The sequence below is a fragment of the Hyphomicrobium sp. genome (genome assembly GCF_035548195.1).
Taxonomy (GTDB): Bacteria; Pseudomonadota; Alphaproteobacteria; order Rhizobiales; family Hyphomicrobiaceae; genus Hyphomicrobium_B.
On the sequence record NZ_DASZTY010000024.1, the window covers coordinates 25,598 to 44,683 of the forward strand.

Consider the following 19,086-nt stretch of genomic DNA (forward strand, 5'->3'; position numbering starts at 1 on the left):
GCATGATAATGGATGGTCGTGTTTGGGGGACGCGTGCGTCTCTATGCGTCTTGGTGAGTTTCGTAGCTCTTATATCGACGGACGCGTTGGCGGCAGATCTTTCCTCGCCAAACATTCCCGATGATCGGGAGGTGGTCAACGTTCTGCCGGACGGCAGTCTCCAGATCGGAGCCGTCAATCTGAAACTCGGCGGCTTCAGCGAATTGGCAACGTTTTGGCGATCCAGAAACGAAACGGCGGACGTCGGAAGCAGCTTTGCGGGCATTCCGTTTGGAAACGACCCTAGACACTACGAGCACGAAACGAGATTCAGCGCGCGACAGAGCCGGATTGCGGCTTTGGCCTCCGGAGATATGGACGAATACACCCATCTCGCCGCTTACATCGAGGCCGACTTTCTCGGCGCAGGCACGACGTCCAATTCGGTTGAGAGCAACAGCTACGCCCCGCGCATACGTCATTTCTACGGCACGCTCGATGACGACAGATGGGGGCTCCATATCCTTGCTGGCCAGACGTGGAGCTTGCTGACAACGAACACGGAGGGAATCAAAGCTCGCAACGAACAGATTCCGTTGACGATCGATGCGCAGTACGTCGTCGGCTTCAACTGGACGCGTAATCCTCAGATTCGAATCGTGAAGACGTTCAGTCCGATGATATCGGCGGGCATTTCCGTTGAGAGTCCACAGACCGTCATAGCCGGTCAGACGCCGGGCGGTGTGCCTATCAATGCCAACAACCCTGGCGGACCGTTACTCAATTCCGGAGCGAGCTATAGCAATGACATCATGCCGGACGTCGTTGCCAAGATCGCCTTCGATCCCGGATGGGGCCATTACGAGCTGAAGGGCGTGGTGCGTGGTTTCACCGATCGCGCGGATCACGACAACCGGACGACGATTGCCGGAGGCGGAGGCGCATCAGCGACGATTCCGTTGATCCCAAAGTATCTCGAAATTCAAGGAAGCTTTTTGGCGGGGAACGGAATAGGCCGCTATGGTTCGGGTCAAATGGCCGACGTCACCTTCAACGAAGACGGCAGTTTCGCAGCAATACCCGAGATCCAAGCTCTGGCCGGCATTGTTGCCCATCCCGGCAAGGGAACCGACCTCTATGCATATGGCGGCCTTGAGGAAGCGACAAAGACCGTCGACGGCGCTGCCGGGTATGGTCTTGCATCGCTCAATAATACGGGTTGCGAAATCGAAGATGACCCGGCGAGTTTATGCCAAGGCGTCAACAAGCGGCTTTGGGAAGTGACGGCCGGCGTCTGGCACGACATCTACAACGGGCACTTCGGCCGCGCCGCTATTGGCGCTCAAGGGCAGTATGTCAAGCGTGAAGCATTCGAGGGAGTCGGCGGCGCGCCGTCGACGGATGAAGCGATCGTGATGACGTCCTTCAGATACTATCCCTTCAAATAAGCTGCGCGTTGGCGAGAGTCTGGCCGAGGCCGCACTCTCGCCAATCGATTAGCAATCCCGAATAGTTTCGCTCGGTGGGAGAGCGGCGCCGAAGTTCTGTGCGATTTTTCACTCGTCGATTTCTCTTCGGTGTTTCTACCGATGTGCGAACGCCGATGGCTTATGGCCGAAGGCATCGAGCGGAATAACAGGCTCTGAAAATCCCGCTTACCCTTTTCTCCATGCTTAGGCGCGCGACGCCGTTGGACCAATTCCGCGTCTCCGCGCCGAGCATTCTGTCAAACGCTGAACCAAAGAGAGTAAGACATGCGGAGCTTGTTCATTGCCATGTCGACGGCATTATTGGCGTCGGGAATGACCGCGGGTGCGGCCAGCGCCCACTCCAGGTGCGATGGCGACTTTGAAATGATCCACGGAAGCTGGGTCGCCACGCGTTCGTGTCAAGAACACGAGGCCGAAAAGGTTTCCAGGCAAATGCACATGCACATCTCTGAGCATCCATCGGGTGGCAACGAATGGTCTGCCGAGGAATTTTGCCGAGGCAATCCGGATATTCGAGTCGCAACGTTCTGCGCTGCTTATAAGGACTGATCGTCCTCTAGAACGCCAACAGAGCGCGGCCTGGGTCGAATTGAAGAACCATTCTCTTCCAAGCGCATCGCAATTCTTACGAGATCGGCGATATTTCGCGCTCCTGTTTTTTCCATCACCCAGGCCCGGTATGTTTCCACGGTGCGTGGGCTGATCTTTAGGCTCAACGCAATTTCCTTGTTCGATAGTCCCTTTACGGCCAGGTCCATGACCTGTTTTTGCCGGTCCGAAAGTTCGTTTATGCGAGCCGACAAGCGGACGATCTCTTGATCCTGGTTTCTCTTGTGCTCGTTTTGATCGATTGCGGACTTGATGCTTTCGATAAGGCGATCAGGCGCAAACGGCTTTTCGACAAAGTCGTAAGCACCAGCCTTGAGAGCATTTACCGCCATGCTGACATCGCCGTGTCCAGTGATCAGCACGAGTGGCACCATAGGCCACTTTTTTGCGAGTTCTCGCTGCAGCTCCAAACCAGACATTCCGGGCATGCGAATGTCGCAAACTACACATGACGGGAGGTTATTTGCACCTATCACCGCCATAAATGCGTCGGCCGAAGCAAACGAGCAGACTCCGAACCCGTGATTGCTGAGCATCATCGCCAGCGAGTCTCTGACTGCTTCGTCATCGTCGATTACTGCGACTGCAGCGTCCATGGTCATGTGCGCATCTCCAGCGGAAATGACTTCAATCGAATTTGAACGACCGCACCGGGTTTATCTTTCCCGAGCAGCAGTTCTCCTCCGTGTCCTTCGATAATGGTGCGGCTCAGTGAGAGCCCGACGCCCAGACCCTCTTTTTTGCTTGACGATCGAATTCCCGACTGCCGGAAATTGAAATCATCGGGAAAACCTGGTCCGCTGTCGCGGACTTCTATTTCAACCCTACCGTCAGCAAGATTGAACCCGCGAATGGTTATCAACCTTTCGTCAGATTCGTTGTCATTTATCGCATCGATAGCGTTGGAAATGATATTCATCAGCACTTGCTCGATTTGGAGCCGATCAACGACCACCTCGTGAACGTCGCGAGCAATTGAAACTTTGACCGTGGTGTTCGTTCGGCGAAGATTTGGTTCGAGCAGATCCAACGCTTCGCGTATGAGGACGTGCACGTTTTGTTGCCCGACTTGTCTGCGCCCAAGGCGGATCAGGTCGCGGAGGTTTTTTATGACCGCGGCCGTCCTGTCAACCTGGGCCGTCATTTTTGTGGCGGCTTCAAGGGCCGAAACTTTATCACCGTCTCCGCGCTCAAGGTACTGCTGTATCAAACGAGCGTAATTAGAGATGGCGGTTAGCGGTTGATTAATTTCGTGTGCTATGGCGGTCGTTAATTCTCCGGCGCTGCCCAGACGGAAAATATGCGCGACCGATTCTTGGTTTAAGCGCAGGTCCTGCTCAAACCGGCGACGCTCCGTTACCAGGCCGCCGATCGCTAGTCCCGTGAAAGCCAGTACGAGCATGAGAGCTTGATAGGTGGTCACGCTTGCGGATTGAGTGCCGGAAAGGTGAAGCGCAACGATCAAGCCGATTTGCGTGAACACCAAGCCGTATGTCGCGCCTTCCAGTCCAGCTCGAAGTGCAATCCAGATGATCGGGAAAAACATCACGTTGAACAGGCGGAAGTGCGGGAGATTGGTAAAGCTGAAGGCAAATGCCAACGCCGCGATAATCGAGATCCCCTGCAGGACCGCTTCCCGCGTTAGCCTGCGGAAGCCGCCGGCACTCGCGAGCAGCAGCAAAAAGGGAGCGACGATCGAAATTCCGATCAAATCTCCGACGGCCGAACGAAACATATTATAACCGATGTCGCCGGTTGCGAGCAGGCCCGTCGCGGCCAGTAGAATGACGCATGCGCACGCGACGCCGGTGGCAGCAGCGATTGCAGTCGATTCAAACACAAGTACATCGCGGAGAGTCGGCAAGCGGATATCGAATTGCCACCTGGAGGATTGGACCCAGTTCAACGCCAAGGCGTAGCCACCACCGACAACTATCGGACTTAAAATATGATAGAGCAGCGGGAAGTCGGACCCGTGCAAAACAATGTTGGCAACAGCCACCGCCGCCACGAGGTATGGCAAAAACGATCGTCCAAAAATCAGATAGGCGGCAACGCTTAGACCTGACTCGGGATTCCACGCGACGATCCCAAACGGCGCCGAGGACGTGGCAATGCTCAGCCAAGCGAGCGCCACATAAGACAGTATGTAGCCGAGCCCCGATAACCATAAAGGAAGCGCTTGGATGCGAGACATATGGTCAGTGTGCGCTCTTTCGGTTTCAATCAGCTCAGACATCAACTTTTTCCTATGCCTGCCAGTGCCCCGCCACTCCGTAGGCATCCGGAGGGTTACTCACGGAGCGTTTATCACGCAAGCGCTCGGCCGGAATATCTTCCTATGGTTCTGGACTGATAAACGCGGCAGGCTGGCCGTGTGGAAATAAACGGCGTGTTTGGTGCCGTGCCCGTAAGAGGTTCCTGGAGCGGTTTTGGCACTTGCCTGATGGGCAGCTTATCGACCCTGGGTCAGAGCTTCGGCGATGACTTCGTTCGGCCGGTAAGCGCCGTGGCACTCGATGGTAACGTTGCTTGTTAGTTCGTTGGTCGCGGCGACTTGACGCTCGGCCGCGAAAGACGCGTCGCGGCGTTTAAGCGGTGGCTGAAAGAGTATTAGGGAAATCGAACTGATGTCTTTGCCGCGTTTTGCTCTTAAATATCCCTATTCAATCGCGGCAATCATTCTTCTCGTGTGCCTGCTCGGGATCGGCGCGATCTTGCGCATGCCGGTAGATATTTTTCCCGACATCGACATTCCTGTCGTCAGCGTCGTCTGGACGTACAACGGCATGAGCGCGCAGGAGATGCAGGATCGCATTCTGATCAAGCACGAACGCCAGATGGCATCGCTGGTCGATGATATCGCCCGGATCGAGGCGAACAGTTATACGGGTGTTGGAGTCATTAAGGTCTATCTGCACGAAGGCGCCGACGTTAGCCGTGCAATCACGCAATTGGCGAGCTGCGCCCAGACCGTGCTGAAGAGCATGCCGCGCAATATTACGCCCCCCTTGATCGTCCGATACAGCGCAACAGACGTTTCGGTCATACAGCTCAGCCTCGCCAGCCGGTTTCTGCCCGATCAGCGCTTGACGGATATCGGTCAACAAGTACTGAGACCCAGTCTTGCCGTCGTCCATGGCGCCCAGGTCCCATATCCTTACGGGGGCAAGGTCCGCCTGATCATGGTTGACCTCGATACGCAAGCTCTTCAAGCGCGTGGCCTTACGCCGTCAGACGTGGCCAATGCGGTTCAACTTCAAAACATCATTGTTCCGTCGGGCGATGTGAAGGCCGGCGACAAAGACTATCCAATTGCGATGAACAACACGCCGGATGTCATTTCGTCTATCGCGAATTTCCCCATCAAACAGATCAACGGGCAAACGGTCTTTCTTCGAGACGTTGCGCACGTTCACGATGGAAGCCAGGTGCAGACCAACTCCGTCAGCCAAAACGGTTTACCCGGCGCGCTGATGCTCGTCCGCAAAACTGGGGGCACCTCGACGCTGGACGTTATCAACGGCGTGAAGGCAGCGCTTCCAGCCCTGCGCAGGCTGATGCCGAAGGGGGTGTCGATAAAGCCAATTTTCGATCAGTCGATCTTCGTCAAGGCTGCGCTGAGCAGCGTGATCATGGGCGGATTGATGGCAGCCGGTCTAACCGCACTCATGATCCTCCTGTTCCTTGGCAACTGGCGATTGACGCTGATCATCCTGGCCTCAATACCGCTTTCGATCATTGCCGCGCTGTTGTTGCTTTACGTCGACAAGCAGACCTTAAACACGATGACGCTCGGGGGTTTCGCGCTCGCGGTCGGCATCCTCGTCGACAACTCAACGGTGGTTATCGAGAACATCGAGCGCCATATCGGGCTGGGCGAAGAATTGGAGCACGCAATTCTCAGTGGCGCCGCCGAAGTTGGAATTCCGACACTTCTCTCGACTCTTTCCATCAGCGTCGTGTTCGTGCCGGTCTTTTTGCTGACGGGAACGGCGAAATATTTGTTTTCGCCGTTATCCCTTTCCGTGATCCTTTCACTCTTCGCTAGCCTTGTCCTGTCATTCACGCTGGTGCCCGTACTGTTCAAATACCTTATGAGATCGCAGGTCGGCGCTCATGGAGCGGATTCGAAAGCTCATTCAAAATCGCGCTTCAATCCCTTCAGGGCGATCCATCATGGCTTCGAACATGGGTTTAACGCTTTCAGGGAAGCGTATCGCAATACGGTTGCATGGTGTGTCCATCATGCATTGTCGACGACCATATTCTTCGCGCTTCTGCTGGTGGCGACAGTCCTGCCGTTCCGCAATCTCGGAATGGATTTCTTCCCTCAAATCGATGCAGGGCAAATGCGGCTGCATGTACGGGCGCCGCCGGGAACCCGAATAGAACAAACACAACGGTATTTTGCGCAAGTCGAAAAAGCCGTTCGAAAGATTGTCGGAAATGACCAGATAAACGTCATTCTCGACAACATCGGACTTCCCTATAGCGGTATCAACATCGCGCTCAGCGATAGCGCGACCGTCGGCCCGATGGATGGAGAGATTCTTATCGCGCTGAACAAGAAGCATACTTCTACCCCGGCGCATATCGCACGCCTCCGCCGCGAGCTGCCGAAGCTATTTCCGGAGCTGCAATTCTTCTTTCAACCTGCCGACATCGTCAATCAGGTGCTCAATTTCGGCCAACCGGCGCCGATCGACGTTCGTGTCTCAGGTCGCAACAGCGAGAAATCGTTCGCCATTGCGTCCAAGATCGCGCGTGACTTGAATGCGGTACCCGGGATTGTCGACTCACACGTGTTCCAGGTTCCCGACGCACCTGCGGTCAAAGTCGACGTCGACCGTACCAAAGCGCGCGAGTTGATGCTCGACCAGCACGGCATCGCCAATGATGTCCTGGTGACGCTAAACTCGAGTGCGCAAGTCTCGCCGAATTTCTGGTTGAACCCGCACAATAATGTCAGCTATCCGCTGGTCGTCCAAACGCCCTCGTACCGCGTTAAATCGACGAAGGACGTCTGGACTATCCCTGTCACTGCGCCCGGCCAAAAAGATCCGCAGCTCTTAATGAGCGTCGCGCATTTCGGACGCACGAAGGTACCTATGGTTCTCTCGCAGTTAAACATCCGGCCGGTATTCGACGTCCATGCCGACGTTCAGGGGCGCGATCTTGCATCGGCGGCTGACGCAATCGACAAGGTCCTCGCAAAAGACAGGCCCGCTCCTCAGAGCAACATCAAAGTGACGCTTGGAGGCCAAGTCGAAACGATGCGGGAAAGCTTTTCAGGTCTATTCGGCGGCATGGGTCTGGCCGTCGTGCTCGTCTTCCTGCTGCTCGTCATCAATTTCCAGAGCTGGGTCGATCCGCTTATCGTTTTGATGGCCGTTCCTTTCGCTTTGGCTGGCGTGGTTTGGATGCTCTTCATCACAAACACAAACATCAGCGTCCCTGCTCTCATGGGAACCTTGATGTGCATCGGCCTTACCACGGCGAATGGCATCCTTGTCCTGACTTTTGCCAACCAGCGCGCCGAGATGGGCGTCAATAAAATGCAAGCTGCAATCGAAGCCGGATACACGCGCCTTCGCCCGGTGCTCATGACCGCAGGAGCTATGATCCTTGGCATGATCCCAATGGCACTCGGCGTCGGTGAGGGCGGCGAACAGAATGCACCGCTTGCTCGCGCCGTCATTGGCGGCCTGTTGTTCGCGACCGTCGCGACACTGATCTTCGTTCCGACACTTTATCGCCTGCTGCGACGTGATCCAGTCTCGCAACCTGAAAATGGGAGTGTACCCCTTGCGACTGCGTAGAAATAGAGAAGACGCAAAAACGAACAACGATAAGCAAACGGCGTTTGATGCATTCGATGATGAAAGCGAGGAAAAGGGCTCCTCGACGTACGGACACACGCCCGTTGCGGGGCGGTGGGGGAAACGTACAGGCCACTGGATCGGTGTTTTCGCGCTTTTAATTGCGGTCGGATTGACCACGGCGTTCTTCACCGTAAGCAAAATCAAGGCGCGGGAGGAGTTCGACCTTCAACAGCAGACGCGCAAGAAAGTCGCCATGTTGCCGCTCGTCGACGTGGCCGTGGCAAAACCGGCTCCACGGTACAAGTCCTTGGTTCTTCCCGCCGCAACGGCGGCCTGGTACCGGACGATCATTTACTCGCGAGTCACGGGATACCTCAAGGATTGGAAAGTCGACCTCGGCGATCGCGTCAAGAAAGGCCAAGTCCTGGCGACGATTGAAACTCCGGATCTGGACGCCCAGCTCGATGCAGCCCGCGCCGAGTTGAAAGCTGCACAGGCGGAGGCGAAAGTCCGAGAAGCTGATGCAGCATTCGCTCAGAGCACCTATAATCGATGGCGTGATTCGCCCAAGGGGGTCGTGTCAGAGCAAGAGCGTGAAGCAAAGAAGGCGGGGGCGGCCTCCAGCGTCGCTCAACTCAATGCAGCAAATGCGAAAGTTGCGGTCGATCAGGCAAAGGTGAATGGATTGACCACGCTCACCGGATTCAAGAACGTCACGGCGCCGTTTGACGGCATCATCACCGAGCGCCGGATCGATCCCGGTGATCTTGTCACGGCAGGCAGCGCTTCGAGCACTACCCCGCTTTTTGTCATTCAACAAATCGACAGAATTCGTGTTTTTTCGAGCGTGCCACAAAGCGTTGCCGCTCGCCTTTCCATCGGATCGCCGGTGCACGTATCGACGGACGACGGGACAGGCCGAACATTTGACGGAAAAATCACCCGCATGACCGGCTCGCTCGATCCTCAGGCCCGCACGATGCAAATCGAAACCGTGCTGCCCAATTCGGACTACGCTCTTGCACCTGGCATGTACGTTCGTGCGCGATTCGAAGTTGGAGAAACAGCCACCGTGCGCGTTCCGGCCAGCGCAATCGTTTTCCGTGCGAAGGGCCCCCAGGTCGCGGTGCTCGGCAGCAACGGAAAAATATCGTTCCGCGACGTCACTATCGTCACCGACGACGGCGAGTTCGTCGATCTCGGCTCCGGCGTAAAAGCAGGGGAGGATGTGGCTTTGAATATCAACAGTCAGATTGGCGACGGCGACAAAGTCGCAGTCAATAATAGTCCTGGAGCCCAGAGTTAATGACGCTAAGGGGGGGATTCAAACTACTTCAAGCGGTCTCGCTGCTCACCCTATCCGGGTGCGCCGTAGGTCCAGATTATCTTCTGCCGAAGATTGGTACGCCACATCTTTTCACGAGCAGCATTGGCGACAACGCTCAACGAGCGGTCTCGATCAAACAGGCCGATTCTGAATCGATCGTGCACTGGTGGTCATTATTCAGGGATGCCGAACTCGAATCGCTGATCGGGCGCGCCGTCGTCGCAAACCCGGATATCAAGATCGCTGCCCGTCGCATAATGGCGGCCCGCGAGAACGAAATTGCGGTGCGTGGTGCGGCACTTCCGGATGTCGAAGCAAGTGCCGGCGCTGGACGGGGTTCGGGAACCAACTCCGCAAAGGGACGCGTTGCGTCGCCGCTCAACGCCGCCACCGATACGACGGGGCTAAAGGAGATCACCTACGTTGCGGGCTTCGATGCGGGTTGGGAGATAGACCTGTTCGGCAAGAACCGGCGCGCGCTCGAAGCGGCGCGGTACATGACGGACGAAGCCGTCGAGACGCGGCGCGCGGTCCTTGTTTCTGTGGTTGCGGAAGTCGCGCGCGCCTATGTCGAGACACGCGGCGTCCAGGCTCGTCTTAAAGCCTTGAATGAAGACATCGCCCGTGCGCGCAAGACGCTCGATCTCGTACAAACGCGCTTCAAGAGAGGATTGACGAACGAACTGGATGTTACCTTGGCCTCGCGCGAACTGAATGCCCTCAAGGCTCGCGCCGCGCCGCTTTCAGCCGATGAATACGGCGGCTGCTCTCGCATCGCCATTCTTCTGAACACTTATACCGGCGGCATATGCGCGGAACTTGCGTCATACAAAAAGATCCCCGGCACGCCGAAAACGCTCAAGACCGGCTTGCCCGTCGATGTTGTACGCCGGAGGCCGGATGTTCGTAAGGCCGAACGTGCCCTTGCCGTTGAAACTGCACGGATCGGCATTGCGACGGCCGATCTCTTTCCCCGAATTGCAATTACGGCAGGCGGGGGAGCGCAAGGTCAGGGTTTGGGCGTTGTGCCCGTGGTTTCGAAAAGCATCTATTCGGTCGGGCCAGCGCTCTATTGGCCGGTGCTCGACTTCGGAACGCTCGATGCGATCGTACACATCCAGCAGCTGCATGCGGATGAAGCCTACATTAATTACAAGCGTGTCGTGGTGGCGAGCGTAAATGAAGTCAATATGAGTCTCGCCCGATATCGCGCTCTGATGTCGACGCAAAAAGCCTTGGAAAGCGCGATCAATGAAAGCAAGCGTGCGGTTAGCCTCGCGACGGAGCGCTATGACAGGGGTGTTACGGATTTTCTGAATGTTCTCGACGCGGAGCGGCAGGAAAGCGAGCTCGAGGTTCAGGATGCACAGGTGAGAGCCGATGCAGCGGACGCATTCATCGCTGTGTACAAGGCGCTTGGAGGCGGCTGGGAAATGTTCGACGAGTCCCTACCCACTCCAACGGCACGACCTGCGCTCGTCGCTGCGTTCCATCACCTGCACGACGGCTGAAGGTCGCCGCACGCGTAAAAATTCGGGACCTTTACCGATCCAAATCGTCGCGCACGTCATGGGCGAGAAATCACCTTTCTCTTTTTGCACTGACGATGGATCGAGGCTCGGCGCAACAGCGGCTCCCGCAGCTGCACGGTAGGACACCGCCTCCGCTATCCGCATAAATACGGAAGGGTGAGTCCCGACGTATTGCCGAGCCGCGACGTGCCTCAACTCCATACGATATAGCAGAGTGGAAATTCCGTATGGGGGACGGTGAAAATGAAATCGGTGGCGAAATATGTTGCGACAATCGGCTTAGGTTTGTTCGCAAGCGGGAACGCGCGAGCGGGCGATCTTCTTCAACTGGGAAACAGCCAACCCCCTTCGAGCCCGGCGGTTGTTCTTCCTGAGGCCATACCGTTTCACCTCGGCGCCAACAGCGGCTCCGACGATCATACCAATAGCGAGGTGCAGAGTTTTTTCGACAGATGGGCTGAGATCGCGCACGAGGCAAAGGCCTCGCAGCCCGACTGGATGACACCGCTGGCGACCGTTACTCCACGACTGGAGCAAGAGTTTCGCTCGGACCAATTCTTTGAACATCTCGGAAATGGAGCCGACCTGAACGTCTACGATGGCGGCAAAGGCGTTGAACTCATTCCGACGACCACGAACGAAATTCTCATCAACCTGCCGCCTTATGATGAACGTACCGGCGTCAATCAGGCGCGCGGCTGGGGAGATTGGCCAGCCCTCACGATCAAGCAGCGGCTCATCAGTGCCAATAAGAATAACGGTGACTATATCGTAACCGCATTTCTTGGAGTTCAAGCTCCAACAGGCGAAGTGCCGTTCACGAACGATGCCTGGGTCGTCACGCCGACGTTAGCGGCGGGTAAAGGCTGGGGTGATTTCGATATCCAGGCGACAGTCGGTGTACCCATTCCTTTGGAACACGAAAATACAATTGGCACGTCGGTCGTGACCAACGTGGCATTCCAATATCACTGGGCGAAATATTTTTGGCCGGAGTTTGAGGTCAACTATACACATTGGGCGGATGGCGAGCGAAGCGGAAAGGATCAAGTCTTCCTCACGCCAGGTTTGATTCTGGGCCGCTTCAACTTAGCCAAGGACGTCAACTTTATCGTGGGCGCCGGATATCAATTTGCCGTAACGCCGGAAACAAAGGTTCCGGTCCTGACGCCGACCTACGACAGCAATTGGATCCTCACGACGCGGCTGTCATTCTGAGCGGATCGATTTCGCCGTTTCCGGTTCGAGAACAAGCGCCAAGTCCGGCTTCATGGCGGGTACGTGTTTTTGTGGCGACCCCGGCAGGATTTGAACCTGCGACCTACGGTTTAGGAAACCGTTGCTCTATCCAACTGAGCTACGGGGCCGGATGACGCTTTGCGGCAATCGCGAAAACGCTTGTTCGTGCGCCGCAAGCTATGCGATTTGCGCGGCGGCCGGTCAAGCAATTGGCAAGCTTTTCGCCTCGAAGCGCTGCATCGCGTTAAGGTCCTGCGCCGGCTCAATATTCTACTTATGATTGAAACTGCGTGCCGCTTATCGTATGGTAAATTGGTGGCCGCGGGCGCGCGGGAGGCTGGAACGCTCAGCGGGGCCCCGCGAGGGCCGCTCGCGGCTGCTCACAATAAACTTCATCGCAACTACCGTTCGGCTCTGCCGACGATAAAAGCTCGGGCACCCCATCGAGTTGTGTTGACTATTCCCTTTGCGGAGGCCGTACGCGCTTGGCCGCGAGGCCGCTCTATGCTGTCCTATCGCGATGTGGTGGGTTCTGGCCATGCGTGTTGTCATTGGCGTCGCGAGCGTCTTCGCATTCGCGTTTTCGGCGGGCGCTGCGGAGACGCATGTTACGCCGTGCACGCTCAATCCGGGTCCGATTCACACCGTCACCCGCGTTCTCGACGGAGAGACGTTGGTGCTCGACGATGGAAGCGCGGTAAGGCTTATGGGTGCTCTTGCGCCCCGTGCGCGCGATGCGAACGCCGAAAGAGGGGTATGGCCGCCAGAAATCGACGCAATTAAAGCGCTTTCCGATCTGGTGCTCGGCAAACGCGTAAAGCTAGCTTTCGGCGGCCGGCAACGGGATCGCTACGGGCGTTTCCTTGCACAGGTTTTCCTGGAGTATCGCGGGACCGAACAATGGGTGCAGGGCACACTTCTCACCGCAGGACATGCTCGCATGTACGGACTGCCCGGAAGTTTCGCGTGTGCGCGCGAACTCCTGGCTCACGAAGCCGAGGCCAGGCGCGCACGCCTTGGGCTATGGAGCAATGGCGTTTATCGCGTCATGCCGGCGAACCATCCTGGTGCACTGATGAAGCTGCGAGGAAAATACGAGCGTGTGATGGGCAGCGTCGCGACGATCGGAAAAACGAAGAGCACGACCTATCTTAACTTCGGAGCCGACTGGCATTCCGATTTCACGGTGCGAATAGGCAAAAAGGTTCTCGCGGCAAACCCCGATTTTGCACGTATTGTCGACGGACTTACCGCGAAAAGGATTATCGTGCGCGGTTGGATCGAGCGGCGCAACGGACCGCTTATCGATGTCGTCGACCCTTCACAGATCGAAGTTCAAGGGGATGATGGGAATCCGAACGTCAGCGCGATCGCGCCGCTGCGTGGTCCGCAGCCAGCAAGTGCGCCGGGTCGTTTGGAAGACAGTGACCCAAAAGAATTGCGCCCGGCTTCGCCAGAAAGCGGCAAACCAGGCGCAGTCAATTTGTAGTCAAAAGGGTATCGTTCGCCGGTCAGGCGGCTTCCCCGACCGATGATTCGTTCTCGGCGATGCGGCGGCCCTTGGCGCTCTTCGACAGAATGTCGGTGATACGCTGGACGGCTCCGCGTTCATCAAGCTTTTCGACAGCCGCAAGCTCGCGCGCCATACGATCGAGCGCATCCTCATAAAGCTGGCGCTCGGAGTAGGACTGTTCCGGCTGTGCTTCCGAGCGGTAGAGGTCGCGAACGACTTCAGCGATCGAGATGAGATCCCCGGAGTTGATCTTGGCGACGTATTCCTGCGCGCGGCGGCTCCACATCGTGCGTTTGATGCGGGCGCGGCCCTTCAGGGTCTCCATGGCTTTCTTGACAAGGTTTTCATCGGCAAGCTTGCGCATGCCAACGCTGGCGAGCTTGCCCGTCGGAACGCGGAGTGTCAGCTTCTCTTTGTCGAATGTAATGACAAAGAGTTCGAGTGACATGCCTGCGATTTCCTGCTCCTCGATGCCGACGATGCGGCCGACGCCGTGAGCCGGATAGACAACGAACTCGTTGGCCTTGAACCCATGCCGCTGGTTGACCGGCTTCTTCTGCACAGCGAGAAGCTGGCGAGCGGCTGCGGCCTTCTCGGCGATGGCCTTGGGAGATGCCGGTTGCTGCGCCGCGGACGCGACCGACGTCGACAGCTTCTGACCAGCCGGTTTGTGCGCTCCGGCGGGAATGGCACGCTGCGATCCTGCCGCGGCGGCAGCCTTGGCCGCAAGATGGGTTGCCGCTGTCAACGGCTTCTTCGGAGCAGTTTCGGCTTTGGGGGCAACTTTCTTCGCCGTTTTGGCGGCTACCCCAGCCGGCGCGGATTTCGGCGGCTTCGAAACTGCTGCGGATTTTGTTTTGGCGGGCTTTGCGGATTTTTGGGTGCTCGCGGCAACTTTCAACGGAACAGCCTTACGGACCGCGGGCTTCGCTGCGGACTTGGGGCTGACCGGAGCTTTTTTCTTCTGCGCCATAATCTTTTTCTCACTCTCGCATACTGGGCGAGTGCCGGGGCGGCTCGCCTTCAGGCCGCCTTGGAAGGGCGGGACGTCGATGTTGCAGCTTAGAGCCGGCAACACGCACGCATTGGACCTAACCTCGTCCCTAAAGAGAGGCCGCCCCTGCGCGCTCATATGTGGCCTAACTTTGCAAACTCCATCCGACTCTGAATTGGCCTAATGACGCCCCATAACGTCTCTTTGAGAGAAGCCCATCAGAGCGGGGCGACCCTCTTTTGTTCACGGCCGTTTCGGATTTGTGCAGACTTAACGCCATCGTTGGAGAGACTAACACAATATTGCCCGCAAATGAAGGGCGACCTCCTGAGACAATCTGGTCGAGATTAACCTTCGCGCCAAAACGGCACGTCGCGGCGCCGAGACGCCGGAAAAGTTCTTTCAGTATGGAGCCATTATCCCCGAATTCTACGTAATTTAGTCTCCAGACCCTGGATTTGGCGAAAAATACTTTTCAAATTTGCCTGGTTCGTCCTTCAGCGCGTCGGCATCCGGCAGTGCGGGCTTCTTGGCTGTGATGTTCGGCCAGCTCTCGGAGTACTTCCGGTTTAGTTCGAGCCACTGCTCCAGATTGGGCTCTGTGTCGGGCTTTATTGCGTCGGCCGGACACTCCGGCTCGCAAACGCCGCAGTCGATGCACTCGTCAGGATGAATGACGAGCATGTTCTCGCCCTCATAGAAACAGTCGACCGGACAAACCTCGACGCAATCGGTGTACTTGCACTTAATACATTTATCGTTGACGACGTAGGTCATGCTTATTCCCGGGCTGGCTTGCCCCAAGGCTGCGAATCTCAAGCGCGCGCGTCGGGGCGGGTCTTCTTAGCATAGGCTCAACGATTGCCTAGATGGAGCAGAGTCACAGTTCCGAGCGACTTTTTAGCCTATCGATTTGACGGCGTTCGCGCTTGGTCGGTCGCCCCGTACCCCCGGCCCGCACGCCGGATGGCGGCGCATCGAGGCTATCAGAAACTATCGTCTCACGAGATGATGCACGGGGCGACACTTTGATCAAGTCATTGAACAAAAGCCGGGCCTCCGTTGCTGGGCCGCGCCGCGCTCCAATTGCAACGATCTCAAGGCTTCTGACAGTGGGCCCGAGCACGAGAGTCAGGACGTCGCCAGGCTTTACCGGCGTGCTCGGCTTATCAATCTTGATGCGGTTCACGCGAACCTTGCCGCGGACGACCAACGCTTGGGCGAGAGTGCGCGATTTGGTGATACGGGCAAACCAAAGCCACTGGTCAATTCGCTGATTTGCACCAGGACCGGTTGGGCCCATCAGGTCGAGCCCGAGTCTTCGCCGCGCTTTTCCATCTGGGCTTTTAGCGCGGCTAGCGCCGCAAACGGCGAGGACGCATCTGCTGCGGCTCCCTTTGGCGGCGCAGCCGTCATTATTTTCGGTGAACGGTGGGTATCGTCGCGCCGACGGCCCTCGCCATGGCGGTGATCGCCGGGGCGGCTAGGCCGTCTCTCCTGATCGCGCCTGAACTTGCTACCCTCGTTTTTCCGGGCCGCGCGGTCGCCGGGCTGGTTGCCGCTTCGATTATGACGGTCGTGCTGTCGGTCCGATCTGGTGTCGCCCGTTTGACCTTCCGATGCATTTGCCGGAACGGCGCCTTCGGCCGTTGTCGACGCCGGACCGCCTGACGCGGAGCCGCGCTCATGCCGGTGTCGGCCGCGATGATGCTGACGCGCATCGCGAGCCCCCTCGCGGCGTGGACCTTCGCGCCGGTGATGCCGGCGCGGCCGCCAAATTTCCTCGAATTGCGGCTCCGGCGGAGCGGCGGTTTCGGTGCCCGTGGCATCGGCGGCTGCGGTCGCTTCCGAAGTTTCAGATGTTTGCGTGTCCTGCGCCGAAGCTCCGGCGACTTCAGCAGCGGCCGTCGTTTCGCTGGTCGTCGTTGCAAGCTCGGCGTTGGCAACAGCGGCGGTCCCGGATTCCTCAGGTGGCTGCGGCTCGGAACCGGCGTCCGGCGACGGAGCCTGTGCTGACGGTTCCGCGACGGGGACTGCGATCGGCCGCCGCTCAACGCGGAAGCCGAGCGTCTTCAAAACTTCGCCGAGTTCTTCGCCGGAACAGCCGAGGATCGACATCATGTCGTCGGTCGCCTTGAAGCCGCCATCTCCCGTCGAGCCTTTGGGCGGCATGTCTGGTCTGTCGGGCGAAGATCGCCATGCGAGCAAGGGGCGGATCAGGTCCGCCAGGCGTTCCAGGATATCGAGCCGAACTGCCCGGGGGCCGCAAACGTGAAAACCATGTGCGCGATAGAGTGCTTCGGGCACAGCCGGATCGGTCGCAACTGAAGTCAAACCGGGGCGGGGCAATTGCGGGATTGAGCCATCTCCAACCGGCCCGTTTTTCAAAAGCCAAAGCGTTGCCGCGAGATCGGCAGGCGCGGGCTTCAGCATGAGCGGGAAGAAGACGTTGAACGCACCGAAGCGCAGTCCGTATTTACGTAGCTCCGCGCGTGCCGATTGATCGAGCGCGTTGATGTCGTCGGCGACCGTCTCGCGTTTCAGCGCGCCGATATTTTCCTTCAGCTGAAACGCAATCCCCCGGGCGAGGCCCTGCAATTCGTCCGATTTCGACATATCAACGAGCGGCTTGAGCTTGTCGGCGATCATGCCGTCGATCCAGCCTTTCAGCCGTGCGAGAACTTTTTCGCGATCGCTCTCGCTCATATGCTCGTCGACGAGCAGCGAAACACCGGGCTGAAGCGGATCTTCGGAGCGCTCAAGCTTTCCGATTTCCTCGTCGCGCCACAGAATGGCGCCGTTGCGCGAGAGCTTGAACGCATCGTTCTGGCCAGCGGCAACACGCCGGGCACGCATGCCAAGCTCGCGCGTGACAACCTGCATCGCAGCTTGCCGCACGGCTCTCTCGTGAATTCCGTCTCCGGCCGCGTCGAGCGTGAAGCGGAAGCCCTTGAGCCGTCCGACGAAGTGATTTTCGACCGCGATGGCGCCGTCCTCGGCAATATCTGCGGTCAGCTCTTCCTTGTCTCGCATGCCCTTCATCAGTGCGCTGGTCCGCCGATCGACGAAACGCTGGGTCAAGCATTCGTGCAGAGCGTCGGAAAGACTGTCTTCTATGGCTCTCGTGCGTTCCTGCCAATGGGTCGGATCGCTGAGCCAGTTCGGCCGGTTGGCGACGAACGTCCACGTGCGGATGTGGGCGATACGGGTCGCGAGCGTATCGATATCGCCGTCTGTTCGATCCGCCAAGGCAACTTGTTTGGCAAACCAATCTTCTGGAATGCGATGGCTGGCGCTCGTCAGGTGACGATAGAGATTTGAGACGAGCTCGGCGTGACTTTGTCCCGAGATCTTCCGGTAATCTGGGACCTGACAAACTTCCCAGAGGAGCGCCACGTTTTGCGGTGTCGTTGCGATATCGGCGATCTCCCGGTCGCTGCTCAGCGTTTCGAGCGCCGCGACGTCATCGGCGGTTCGCGCTCGCGTGAGCCTTTGCTCGCGCGGAAGCTGGCGCAATGAATCGTGCAACGCGGCAAGCGAGCTGAACTCGAGATTACGGTTCCGCCACTGCAATGTGCGGACGCTATCGAAGCTGTGTGTTTCGAGTCGTTCTACCATATCGGCATCAAGCGGCTCGGCACCGCCCGTTACGCCGAACGTGCCATCGTTCATATGGCGGCCTGCCCGGCCTGCGATCTGCGCAATTTCACCGGGCGTCAGATTGCGATGGTTCTGGCCGTCGAATTTTCTCAACGCGGAAAACGCAACGTGATCGACATCGAGATTGAGGCCCATACCGATGGCGTCGGTCGCAACGATGAACTCGACGTCTCCCGATTGATAGAGCGCGACCTGCGCGTTGCGCGTGCGCGGCGACAGGGCGCCTAGGACGACTGCGGCACCGCCGCGCTGGCGGCGGATCAATTCAGCGACCGCGTACACGTCTTGCGCCGAAAACGCGATAATGGCCGAACGGGCGGGCAACCGCGTGATCTTTTTCTCACCACTGTAGGTCAGCTTCGAGAGCCGCGGCCGGGAAATGAAGTTCGCACCGGGGATAAGCTCGGCGATCGCATCGCGCATCGTCTGCGCGCCGAGCAGAAGCGTTTCGGAGCGCCCGCGTGCGTGCAACAGGCGGTCAGTGAAGACGTGGCCCCGTTCGGGGTCGGCGCAAAGCTGGATTTCGTCGATCGCCAGGAAGTCGACATCGATGTCGCGTGGCATCGCCTCGACCGTCGACACCCAATAGCGGGCACGCTCGGGTTTGATTTTTTCTTCGCCGGTGATCAGGGCGACGTTGTCGACGCCGGCACGTGTCTTGATTTTATCGTAGACCTCGCGCGCCAATAGCCGCAATGGCAGACCGATCATGCCGCTTTCGTGGCCGAGCATGCGCTCTATGGCGAGATGCGTCTTGCCGGTGTTTGTCGGTCCAAGCACCGCCGTTACGTTGCGAATGCGGGCTTCGATATCACTTACCATGTTGTGCCTGACTCCGGATCAGGCCCTGGCATTACAGAGCAGGGCCACGAGATCAAGGGGTTATTGTTCGCTACATTCCGGCTTGATCTTCGGTTC

General features: G+C 57.9%; 13 protein-coding genes and 1 tRNA gene. 6 read left to right on the plus strand and 8 right to left on the minus strand.

Going from position 1 to position 19,086, the window contains the following annotated elements:
* Positions 1 to 8: 8 nt before the first annotated feature.
* Positions 9 to 1,427 carry a hypothetical protein gene (locus VHB22_RS08605; RefSeq protein ID WP_325456558.1) on the plus strand — a complete coding sequence of 473 codons (1,419 nt, stop codon included), beginning with the start codon at positions 9 to 11 and terminating at the stop codon, positions 1,425 to 1,427.
* 278 nt (positions 1,428 to 1,705) lie between these two features.
* On the opposite strand, the gene VHB22_RS08610 is transcribed toward VHB22_RS08605, so the two are convergent.
* The 3 genes from VHB22_RS08610 to VHB22_RS08620 form a co-directional block, all read right to left on the minus strand.
* Positions 1,706 to 1,858, minus strand: a complete 153-nt coding sequence (locus VHB22_RS08610; RefSeq protein WP_325456559.1) for a hypothetical protein — start codon at positions 1,856 to 1,858, stop codon at positions 1,706 to 1,708.
* A gap of 147 nt (positions 1,859 to 2,005) precedes the next feature.
* Entirely contained in the window at positions 2,006 to 2,680 is a 675-nt protein-coding gene (locus VHB22_RS08615; protein ID WP_325456560.1) for a response regulator transcription factor, read from the minus strand.
* Positions 2,677 to 4,362, minus strand: coding sequence for an MASE1 domain-containing protein (locus VHB22_RS08620; RefSeq protein ID WP_325456561.1), 1,686 nt, complete (start codon positions 4,360 to 4,362; stop codon positions 2,677 to 2,679). Before VHB22_RS08620 ends, VHB22_RS08615 begins: the two co-directional genes overlap by 4 nt.
* 346 nt (positions 4,363 to 4,708) lie before the next feature.
* Between VHB22_RS08620 and VHB22_RS08625 the strand changes: the two genes are divergently transcribed.
* The 4 genes from VHB22_RS08625 to VHB22_RS08640 all read left to right on the plus strand — a co-directional run bounded on the left by VHB22_RS08625 (position 4,709) and on the right by VHB22_RS08640 (position 11,980).
* Positions 4,709 to 7,900 (plus strand): efflux RND transporter permease subunit, encoded by a 3,192-nt coding sequence (locus tag VHB22_RS08625; RefSeq protein WP_325456562.1) that lies wholly within the window; start codon positions 4,709 to 4,711, stop codon positions 7,898 to 7,900.
* A complete protein-coding gene (locus tag VHB22_RS08630) occupies positions 7,887 to 9,209 on the plus strand; it encodes an efflux RND transporter periplasmic adaptor subunit (RefSeq protein ID WP_325456563.1) in 1,323 nt (440 codons plus the stop codon). The genes VHB22_RS08625 and VHB22_RS08630 overlap by 14 nt, the downstream gene beginning before the upstream one ends.
* Positions 9,209 to 10,741, plus strand: coding sequence for an efflux transporter outer membrane subunit (locus VHB22_RS08635; protein WP_325456564.1), 1,533 nt, complete (start codon positions 9,209 to 9,211; stop codon positions 10,739 to 10,741). Before VHB22_RS08630 ends, VHB22_RS08635 begins: the two co-directional genes overlap by 1 nt.
* Before the next feature lie 264 nt (positions 10,742 to 11,005).
* On the plus strand, positions 11,006 to 11,980 hold the full coding sequence (locus VHB22_RS08640; RefSeq protein ID WP_325456565.1) for a hypothetical protein: 975 nt from the start codon (positions 11,006 to 11,008) through the stop codon (positions 11,978 to 11,980).
* A 72-nt stretch (positions 11,981 to 12,052) separates the two neighbouring features.
* On the opposite strand, the gene VHB22_RS08645 is transcribed toward VHB22_RS08640, so the two are convergent.
* A tRNA-Arg gene (locus tag VHB22_RS08645) sits at positions 12,053 to 12,129 on the minus strand.
* A 410-nt stretch (positions 12,130 to 12,539) separates the two neighbouring features.
* Between VHB22_RS08645 and VHB22_RS08650 the strand changes: the two genes are divergently transcribed.
* On the plus strand, positions 12,540 to 13,490 hold the full coding sequence (locus tag VHB22_RS08650; RefSeq protein ID WP_325456566.1) for a thermonuclease family protein: 951 nt from the start codon (positions 12,540 to 12,542) through the stop codon (positions 13,488 to 13,490).
* Between the two features lie 22 nt (positions 13,491 to 13,512).
* Here VHB22_RS08650 and VHB22_RS08655 read toward each other — a convergent pair whose 3' ends face one another.
* The 4 genes from VHB22_RS08655 to VHB22_RS08670 all read right to left on the minus strand — a co-directional run bounded on the left by VHB22_RS08655 (position 13,513) and on the right by VHB22_RS08670 (position 18,990).
* A complete protein-coding gene (locus VHB22_RS08655) occupies positions 13,513 to 14,487 on the minus strand; it encodes a CarD family transcriptional regulator (RefSeq protein ID WP_325456567.1) in 975 nt (324 codons plus the stop codon).
* A 459-nt stretch (positions 14,488 to 14,946) separates the two neighbouring features.
* Positions 14,947 to 15,285, minus strand: coding sequence for a ferredoxin FdxA (fdxA, locus tag VHB22_RS08660; protein ID WP_325456568.1), 339 nt, complete (start codon positions 15,283 to 15,285; stop codon positions 14,947 to 14,949).
* Between the two features lie 103 nt (positions 15,286 to 15,388).
* Complete coding sequence (locus VHB22_RS08665) at positions 15,389 to 15,811, minus strand: RNA-binding S4 domain-containing protein (RefSeq protein WP_325456569.1); 423 nt, start codon at positions 15,809 to 15,811, stop codon at positions 15,389 to 15,391.
* The gene (locus VHB22_RS08670; protein ID WP_325456570.1) at positions 15,811 to 18,990 is read right to left on the minus strand and encodes a helicase-related protein; all 3,180 of its coding nucleotides are present in this window, start codon (positions 18,988 to 18,990) and stop codon (positions 15,811 to 15,813) included. Before VHB22_RS08670 ends, VHB22_RS08665 begins: the two co-directional genes overlap by 1 nt.
* Positions 18,991 to 19,086: the final 96 nt, after the last annotated feature.

What these genes read in the sequence shown, in the direction of transcription:
- VHB22_RS08605 (WP_325456558.1), top strand. Translation starts at nt 9, where the DNA reads ATGGATGGTCGTGTTTGGGGGACGCGTGCGTCTCTATGCGTCTTGGTG.
- VHB22_RS08615 (WP_325456560.1), bottom strand. Translation starts at nt 2,680, where the DNA reads ATGACCATGGACGCTGCAGTCGCAGTAATCGACGATGACGAAGCAGTC.
- VHB22_RS08620 (WP_325456561.1), bottom strand. Translation starts at nt 4,362, where the DNA reads ATGCCTACGGAGTGGCGGGGCACTGGCAGGCATAGGAAAAAGTTGATG.
- VHB22_RS08625 (WP_325456562.1), top strand. Translation starts at nt 4,709, where the DNA reads ATGTCTTTGCCGCGTTTTGCTCTTAAATATCCCTATTCAATCGCGGCA.
- VHB22_RS08635 (WP_325456564.1), top strand. Translation starts at nt 9,209, where the DNA reads ATGACGCTAAGGGGGGGATTCAAACTACTTCAAGCGGTCTCGCTGCTC.
- VHB22_RS08640 (WP_325456565.1), top strand. Translation starts at nt 11,006, where the DNA reads ATGAAATCGGTGGCGAAATATGTTGCGACAATCGGCTTAGGTTTGTTC.
- VHB22_RS08650 (WP_325456566.1), top strand. Translation starts at nt 12,540, where the DNA reads ATGCGTGTTGTCATTGGCGTCGCGAGCGTCTTCGCATTCGCGTTTTCG.
- VHB22_RS08655 (WP_325456567.1), bottom strand. Translation starts at nt 14,487, where the DNA reads ATGGCGCAGAAGAAAAAAGCTCCGGTCAGCCCCAAGTCCGCAGCGAAG.
- fdxA (WP_325456568.1), bottom strand. Translation starts at nt 15,285, where the DNA reads ATGACCTACGTCGTCAACGATAAATGTATTAAGTGCAAGTACACCGAT.
- VHB22_RS08665 (WP_325456569.1), bottom strand. Translation starts at nt 15,811, where the DNA reads ATGGGCCCAACCGGTCCTGGTGCAAATCAGCGAATTGACCAGTGGCTT.
- VHB22_RS08670 (WP_325456570.1), bottom strand. Translation starts at nt 18,990, where the DNA reads ATGGTAAGTGATATCGAAGCCCGCATTCGCAACGTAACGGCGGTGCTT.